The organism is Archaeoglobus sp., assembly GCF_017656475.1.
Taxonomy (GTDB): Archaea; Halobacteriota; Archaeoglobi; order Archaeoglobales; family Archaeoglobaceae; genus Archaeoglobus.
Genome location: NZ_JACDNT010000059.1, coordinates 1 through 7,456, shown reverse-complemented (window position 1 = coordinate 7,456; position 7,456 = coordinate 1). Strand labels below are relative to the sequence as shown.

Below are 7,456 nucleotides of genomic sequence, written 5' to 3'. Positions count from 1 at the left end.
ACTACAAGGCTGGATAAACTGCTGAAAGCTTACGCATACGGAGAAGATGTGGATGGGGAGTTTAAGGTTCTCCGCCGCCTGATAAATGCTGGCTTGAAAACGTTTGGGGGTAAAGAAGATGAGCTGAAGGAGAAGCTGAGAGACGCTTACTGGAGGAGAGGATTTGCGAGCGTTTTGCGAGGCATTGCCGAGTTCGGAGTTCGAAAACCCTTCGTTCCTGGAGCGCCGTTCCTTGTTGTCTGGGATTTAACGTATGCCTGCAACCTTCGCTGCAAGCACTGCTACTCTACTGCTGGAAAGCCGTGGAAAGATGAGCTGAGCACAGAAGAAGCTTTAAAGGCTGTGGATGTGCTTGCCGAGGCTGGGGTTACGGCTCTGGCATTCAGCGGTGGAGAACCTTTAATCAGAAAAGATTTCTTCGAGATAGCGAGTTATGCATCAAGGAAGGGCATGTTTGTTGCTGTTGCAACAAATGGCACGATGATAACGAGGGATGTTGCGGAGAGGATGAAGGAGTGTGGCGTCGGCTTCGTTCAGATAAGTCTCGATGGTAAAAAAGAGACGCACGAGCAGTTTAGAGGCATTAAGGGTATTTACGACAGGGTTGTTGAGGGGATAAAGAATGCGAGAGATGCCGGGCTAATAACGTGTATCTCCACAACCGCGACAAGGCTAAACTTACACGACGTTCCCGAGATAATGGATTTGGCTGAAGAGCTCGGAGTAGAGTGGTTCATGCTCTACAATTTCATACCTACTGGTAGAGGTAGCTTTGAGCTCGATCTGACACCGGAGGAAAAGGAAGAGTTGTTGAGAGAGCTGTGGAGGAGGCTGAAGACAACGGGAATAAACTTCATGTCCACTGCCCCATATTACGCCAGAATAGCTTTGCAGGAGGAGAGTGAAGTCGTCCCAACCCACTTCTACAATCCAAAGCTTGAAGGAAGACTGAGAAGTCTTGCCGAATTCATAGGTGGTTGCGGATGCGGTAGGTTTTACATTGCAATGAAGGCCAATGGCGACATAGAGCCGTGCGTCTTCTTCCCCCTGAAGCTTGCGAACATCAAAGAATTCACCAGCGGTGAGGACTTCCTGAGATTTTGGAGGGAAAACGAGGTTCTCGAAAAATTGAGGAATAAGGACGAGATTGAGGTTTGCGGGAAGTGCAGGTACAGATACGTTTGTGGTGGTTGTAGGGCGAGGGCGTATGCCTACTTCAAGGACTACATGAAACCGGATCCTGGATGTAAGGTTGCCGTCAAGATAATCGAGAGGTGATTTTATGGAGGAGGCGATTGGCAAATTTCTTGGGGATGAGGTTGCTCGGTTTGTAGCAAGAAAGTTTGGTAATGATTTTGATGGGCTCAGAATGTCCATAGAGTACTTGTTTTCGTGGGAAAGGGATTTCAGGATGGATGTGGAGGGACACACTATCGTATCATCTGGACTGTGTCCGGTAAAGCGATTTTATCCAAAGTACTGCGAGAAGGGTTGTGTGGCATTTGCGGAGAAATTCGCCGAGCATTTCAATGCAACAGCAGAAAGACTGTCAACGGAACCGTGCACCTTCAGGTTTACGTTGAAGGAGCATGCTGGGGAGGAGTAAAGATGCGCCAAAGCCTGAAGTGATTCTAACAGCTCCCGCTACTGAGATGAGCACACACCATGGAAAGGAATTCATGGGTTTCGGCACCTGCACCCCAACAGGTGTGATGCCAAACTGGCTGGTAAAGTTCCTCTTCTATCCGAAGGTGAAGTGCAAGAGCGGCATCGTAAAATTTGCTCCATACGGGCTGAGAAAAATCGAGTCGGTTTTGATCGAAAACGGGTTTAACGTTGCCACCGTCCATCCCTACGATATTGAGAGGTATCTGCGGTATGCGAAGGTTGTCGGAATATCGGTCATGGACCCTCTCGGATTCGGTCCAGCAAGCATGACCTTTGCATCGATTCTTGGAAGCACTCCTACAACGAAGGTGGAGTTCATAAATTTGATGGAAAAGCTAAAGCACTTTCAGGGGAAAATAATAGTTGGTGGGCCGGGTGCGTGGCAGCTCGAGTGGGATGAGCGCTGGATGGATAACATAGACTGCGTTGTGGTGGGAGAGGCTGAAAAAGCCGCTCCTGATCTGTTCGAGAGGGCTCTGAATGGCGAAGAATTGCCGAAGATTGTTACCAGTAGGGGGACAGATGTGGAAGAGATACCGACCATAAAAAACCCCTCTGTAAATGGTCTCATCGAGATTTCGAGAGGATGCGGAAGGGGTTGCAGGTTCTGCAGCGAAACGGTGAAGAGGAGGAGGGACATACCTCTTCAGAGAATCGTCGAGGAGGCGAAATTGAACGTCAGGAATGGCACAGGAGGCATTCTGCTTCATGCGGAAGACGTTCTGCTCTACGGATGCAAGGATCCGAAATTTATCCCGAACGAGGAGAAGGTTCTAAAGCTTTTCCAAGAAGTCAAAAAGGTTACCTGGAATGTCGGAATGAGCCACTGCTCACTATCTGCCGTAGCCTCCAAGCCATCGCTCGTTGAGAGGATAACAGAGCTTCTTGAGATTGGGGAAAAGCTGCCAATGCTTGGTGTTCAAACCGGGCTCGAAACGGGAAGTCCGAGAGTTCTTGAGAAGTACATGCGCGGAAAAGCCCTCCCGTTCCACCCGAACGAGTGGAGAGAGGTTGCTGAGACAGCCTTTGCGGTGATGCACGATAACCTGTGGATTCCTGCAGTTACTCTCCTCATCTGCCTTCCCGAGGAAAGAGATGAGGACGTCATCAAGACCATCGAACTCATCGAAGATCTTAGAGATTACCGATCGCTGATAGTCCCTCTTGTGTTCATACCGATGGAGGTTTGCGCTTTAAGGGGTGCACCCAAAGCCAATCTCAGAGAAGTTCATTGGGAGTTGCTTTACAAGTGCATGGAGCACGACATGCGATGGGTGGATGAGTTAAGCGAACACTACCTACATGGCTTCAGAAATGCGATAGTGAAGTTTGGATACAAGGCATTCGCATGGTGGGTTAAGAGGGCCTGGAGGAATAGGAAAGAAGATTTAAAGCTTTACTCACTACAAACGAGATAGCATGAGAATCCAGATATACGGTGCTGGAATGGCTGGGAGCTACCTTTACATGCTCCTCAGCCAAGAGTTCGAAGTGGGAATTAAGGATGTAAGGTCTAAACCGGACTGCAGGTGCGCCTGGGGAATTGCATACAGACAGGCGAAGGAACTATACAAAGTTATCGGAGTGAATCTGGACGAGTATTTCTTGGTTAGGCCAAGACGTGCGATAGCGAACGGAATAGAGTTCAGGAACAGGGATATAGTCATCTTTGACAGGAAGAGGTTGCTCGAAGACCTGTGGGATCAAATCGAGTTCAGGGAGATAGAAGCCGACCTGAATGTTGACGCCACCGGACACAGCAGAGCGCTGCTTCCGAAGATAGACGGTGGGCTGTACCCAACCATTCAGATGATCGAAAAGCATGATGCGGAGGAGAACATTTACGCGTATGCAAGAAGAACTGGCTACGCATGGGCTTTCCCGCTTGGAGATGGTCTCTGGCACGTAGGAGCTGGGGATTTAACCGAAGAAAGGGCGAAGGAGATGATAGAGAAACTCAGGCAAAAGTACGGATTTGAGAAAAAGGATACAGTATGCACGTGCAGAGCTAAGGTGAGGATGCTCCCCCCATCGAAATGCAGACCCTTTATCCATGGAAATGTTGTTGGGGTGGGAGAGGCAATTGGTTGTGTGAGTGGTTTTGGTGAGGGAAACGCTCCAGCACTGCAGTGTGCAAAGCTTCTTCATCAATGCCTGGTTGAAAATTCGCTCCACAATTACGAAGAAAGAGTGTTGAGAGAGTTTAGGTGGGTAGAGAGAGAACACGCCTTCGTCGAGAGCATCCAGAAAGGCAAGACGCTGTTGGCACTTCTGAAAGTTCCCTGGGTAGTTCTAACTGAAAGAAAAAGAAGTGCAGAACTATCCCTTGGATCGATAATCTCCGTTCTGAGAAGTCTTGGATCTTAGCTCGTCGAGGAAATCGATCATCGAGTTTATGAGCATTTTGAGGAATAAAACGAGGCTCTCATCATAGACGATGGTGGAGTACAATTCTTTATTAGCCCTAAAGTTTTCCATCCTTCCTAAGTTTTACCAGATGACTTTCGAGAATGAGCAAATTCGTGAAAGAAGACCACTTCTCTCCAAACAGAGCCCTTCCGAGCTCCTCTCTGCTCTTCACACCCACTTCAATCGCATTCAAAATCTTCCTCTTCCTCTCCTCCAGTACTCTCCTCTCTTCCTCGACCCTCTCGATGCTGGTAACATCACCGTGTGAGGGGAAAACTTTATCCACATTTAGCCCCTCAAGCTTCGAGAGCGATTCCATGTAGCATTCAACTCCTCCACCGCCTGGAGAGTACCAGGCCATTATTTCCCCAAGCAGATCTCCGGAGAAAAGCAACTTTTCACGCTTAATGTAAAGTGCAACGTGTCCTGGCGAGTGTCCGGGAGTCAGTATCGGCTTTATCACGTAATCACCAAATTTAATTTTCTCCGGTAACTGCGAAGCATCGACTGGATAAATGGGACACAAGCCCATGAAATACTCCATGAGATCAAAATCAATATTAAGGATTTTCCTGACGAGATCGACGTTAAAAGGATCAGATAGCAGCCTGGGGTTCCTTGCATATTCAACCTCAATTTCGTGAACGAGCACGTTTTCCTCCATAAGTCCCGCAGCGCCCATGTGGTCTGGATGCGCATGCGTAAGCACAACTGTCGATCTTTTAACTCCCTCCTTCTTCAAGACGCTCTCTATCAGCTTTGCCCTTTCCTCATGACCACATCCAGGATCTACTATCAACGCCTCACCGTCAGAAGGCAGGATGTAGGTGTTTGACGATGCTGGCCATTTTGGAGTTTTGGACTTCAGCATTACGAGCCCTTCATAACGAATGACGTCAACCATCATAGCAACCATTCAGCTGCCCTTTTAAGCTCGCCTTTCCTCCTCTTGAACTCCTCTTTCAGCTCTAAAAGCTCTTTGAAGAAGTGCTCCTCAAACCACTCCCTGCTGAGCCACCACTTGCCCTCTTTCAGCACACTCAAGTTTTTGTCCAGCTCGGATAAGCAGAGCGGGCATACAAGTTTATCACCACTGCATCTGAACACTGTGTTCAGGCATACCGGGCACTGCCCATCAGCTACATACTTTTCTCCGCTCAGAAGAGATTCTGCTGCGAGGTCGAGCTTTTCAACGTTCTCTTTCTTCGCAACAACTTCAGCCGGAAGAGTAGCGTGTATTTCTATGTTTGCAAGGACATTCAGGCAGAGGGCTCTTGCAAGCATTAAGTGCGTCGCCGACGCCCATCCCCTGCCCTCTGCAAAGCCGTGATGCGTTAGAACCACACATTTCTTTCTGGAAAAAGAGTCCATGTGTTGCAAGGCCAAGAAGGCTCTATCGAGCAGGGCCTTCAGCTTCGATGTTGCATCCAAGAAGTAGACGGGGGAGGAGATTATTACCGCATCGCTCTCATCGATTTTTGTAAGAATTTCATCAACATCATCATCGATCTCACACTCCTTGCCGTAAAGACATGCGTAGCAGGCTTTGCACGGCTCGATCCTCATCTTCGTCAGTCTGAGAATTTCCAGGTCTGCGTTCAGCTTTTTGGCTATGTACTTTGCAGCAAGCTCGCTGTTTCCGTTCTTCCTTTCACTCGCTGTTATGGCGAGAATCTTCATGGTTTGAGTTGTTAAAAAAGTTTTTAAGTATTTTTCATTCGCGACTTTTATTTCCACGAAACCAGCTTAAACATTCCCCTTAAGGTCATGTCCTGTAGCTCCTCGGCATTCCAAGAATGTGCTCGGCAATGTAATTCAAAAGCCATCTATTGTCTTGTAGCTACCTTAGTCCAAAATAATGGATCAAAAAAACTCGAAAAGCTCTTCAATACCTTGTTTGATTTGTTCCTGAGCTTTGCTTCTTTTCTAAATAATCTTCTCACTCTCTCTTCTGAATTCTGGTCACATCAACAGCCTTTCCAATATATTGGAGTATTTTCTCACATCTTTTACACATAAATCTTCTCCCAGCTTTTTTATCTACATCATTGTATCAAACCCTGAAGAGTCGTCTTAGAAGATGATCCATTAACCCCACATAATCTCCAACGGCATTCCGCCTCTCCGCGATGTAGTCCACGGCTCCCTTACGTGAAAAGGGCCAACAGGTGTTAGCAAACAAAAATTTTTGTCTATATTTTGCATCAAAAACGAGAACATTTGTTCGGCTTCCTCTGTTGTGAGTTCTCTGGGAGTCCTTATGGGAGGCACAATCTTTCTTCCAATTGCGGGTAATCAGCGGAGTGGACGTATAATTCTTGACGGGGTTGTCGAGACCGTTATCAAGAATAGCTTTGGAAAGCAGATCTCGTTCTGTAAATATTCCATAAGGCTTTCCTTCTTTTGTAACGATTACGCTCCCAATCCTTTTTTCGCCCATAATCTTTGCAACGTCAATCACTTTTTTGTTTTCGTCAACTGTCACAACTTCTTTCGACACAAAATCTCTGATTTTCATATGTATAGTTAGAAAAATAAAAAACCCTCTCTTAGAATATGTTAAACAAAACAGATAAGACTGAAATTGCTGAGTTTATCCTAACAAGCGGATGATTTAGGATTTTGAGATTTTTAAAGCATTTGTAATTTTTACTTGGTACCACATTCGGGATATCACACCTCATTTACTCAAAACCATTTTCAATGCTTCATCTACGGTGATAGTTGAACCCTCCTCAATTTCGTTTAAAACGTCTCTCAAAGCTTTATCACCTGTAACTAGGTACGTAAATGGTTGCTCCCTACTAATATTAACGCATAAGATGAAAATTGGTCGATCTTTCCTGTCTTTAACCACACTTTTTGCAAGCCCAATAAAATCATCACTAAACTCTCTTTCAACAATAGAGATATTCGTGTATGTGGATAGAAAACCCTTAACCAAATCAAAGTCAATTCCGTTTCTTTCAAATACTATCCTAAGCTCTTCATAAACGTATTCAGGCACTATAATTTCTATGTTTTTCTTTTCTGCCTCTTCCAGCAGTTCAAAAGGTTTGCCTCTGTATCTTATGGCAGAAAACAAGACGTTGGTGTCTAAAATAAATCTAAAGTCCTTTGTATTTTCTATCAATCAGTTCACCCGATACTTTATCTCTTTCATCTTCGAATTTCTTCAAATCTATACCCTTCTCCTCAAGAATTCTTTCAATGTCAGCCTTCATCATCATCCTGACCGCTTCCCTAACAACTTCGCTTCTACTTTTATATTTCCCGCTTTTAACTTTCTTTTCAAGGTATTCAAACAGCTCTGGAGTCAACTCCACACTTATGTTCATATCTATTAGTGGGCTAATAGAAGGTAAATAATTTTCTATTG

The 7,456-nt window shown here is 45.9% G+C and carries 9 protein-coding genes; 4 read left to right on the top strand and 5 right to left on the bottom strand.

What is annotated here, in order from left to right:
* From H0Z19_RS11170 to H0Z19_RS11155, 4 genes are all read left to right on the top strand, one after another.
* The coding region (locus tag H0Z19_RS11170; protein WP_290726651.1) for a radical SAM protein at nt 1-1,278 on the top strand (1,278 nt) is incomplete at its 5' end.
* Between the two features lie 4 nt (nt 1,279-1,282).
* A complete protein-coding gene (locus tag H0Z19_RS11165) occupies nt 1,283-1,606 on the top strand; it encodes a hypothetical protein (RefSeq protein ID WP_290726649.1) in 324 nt (107 codons plus the stop codon).
* A complete protein-coding gene (locus tag H0Z19_RS11160; RefSeq protein WP_290726647.1) occupies nt 1,590-3,086 on the top strand; it encodes a radical SAM protein in 1,497 nt (498 codons plus the stop codon). Before H0Z19_RS11165 ends, H0Z19_RS11160 begins: the two co-directional genes overlap by 17 nt.
* A 1-nt stretch (nt 3,087) precedes the next feature.
* Complete coding sequence (locus tag H0Z19_RS11155; RefSeq protein WP_290726646.1) at nt 3,088-4,035, top strand: NAD(P)/FAD-dependent oxidoreductase; 948 nt, start codon at nt 3,088-3,090, stop codon at nt 4,033-4,035.
* A 97-nt stretch (nt 4,036-4,132) separates the two neighbouring features.
* On the opposite strand, the gene H0Z19_RS11150 is transcribed toward H0Z19_RS11155, so the two are convergent.
* From H0Z19_RS11150 to H0Z19_RS11130, 5 genes are all read right to left on the bottom strand, one after another.
* Nucleotides 4,133-4,993 carry an MBL fold metallo-hydrolase gene (locus H0Z19_RS11150; RefSeq protein ID WP_290726644.1) on the bottom strand — a complete coding sequence of 287 codons (861 nt, stop codon included), beginning with the start codon at nt 4,991-4,993 and terminating at the stop codon, nt 4,133-4,135.
* Entirely contained in the window at nt 4,981-5,757 is a 777-nt protein-coding gene (locus tag H0Z19_RS11145; protein ID WP_290726642.1) for a flavodoxin family protein, read from the bottom strand. Before H0Z19_RS11145 ends, H0Z19_RS11150 begins: the two co-directional genes overlap by 13 nt.
* Nucleotides 5,758-6,130: 373 nt before the next feature.
* A complete protein-coding gene (locus H0Z19_RS11140) occupies nt 6,131-6,595 on the bottom strand; it encodes a CBS domain-containing protein (protein WP_290726640.1) in 465 nt (154 codons plus the stop codon).
* A gap of 162 nt (nt 6,596-6,757) precedes the next feature.
* The gene (locus H0Z19_RS11135) at nt 6,758-7,210 is read right to left on the bottom strand and encodes a PIN domain-containing protein (RefSeq protein ID WP_290726638.1); all 453 of its coding nucleotides are present in this window, start codon (nt 7,208-7,210) and stop codon (nt 6,758-6,760) included.
* The coding region (locus H0Z19_RS11130) for a ribbon-helix-helix protein, CopG family (RefSeq protein WP_290726636.1) at nt 7,185-7,456 on the bottom strand (272 nt) is incomplete at its 5' end. The genes H0Z19_RS11135 and H0Z19_RS11130, both read right to left, overlap by 26 nt.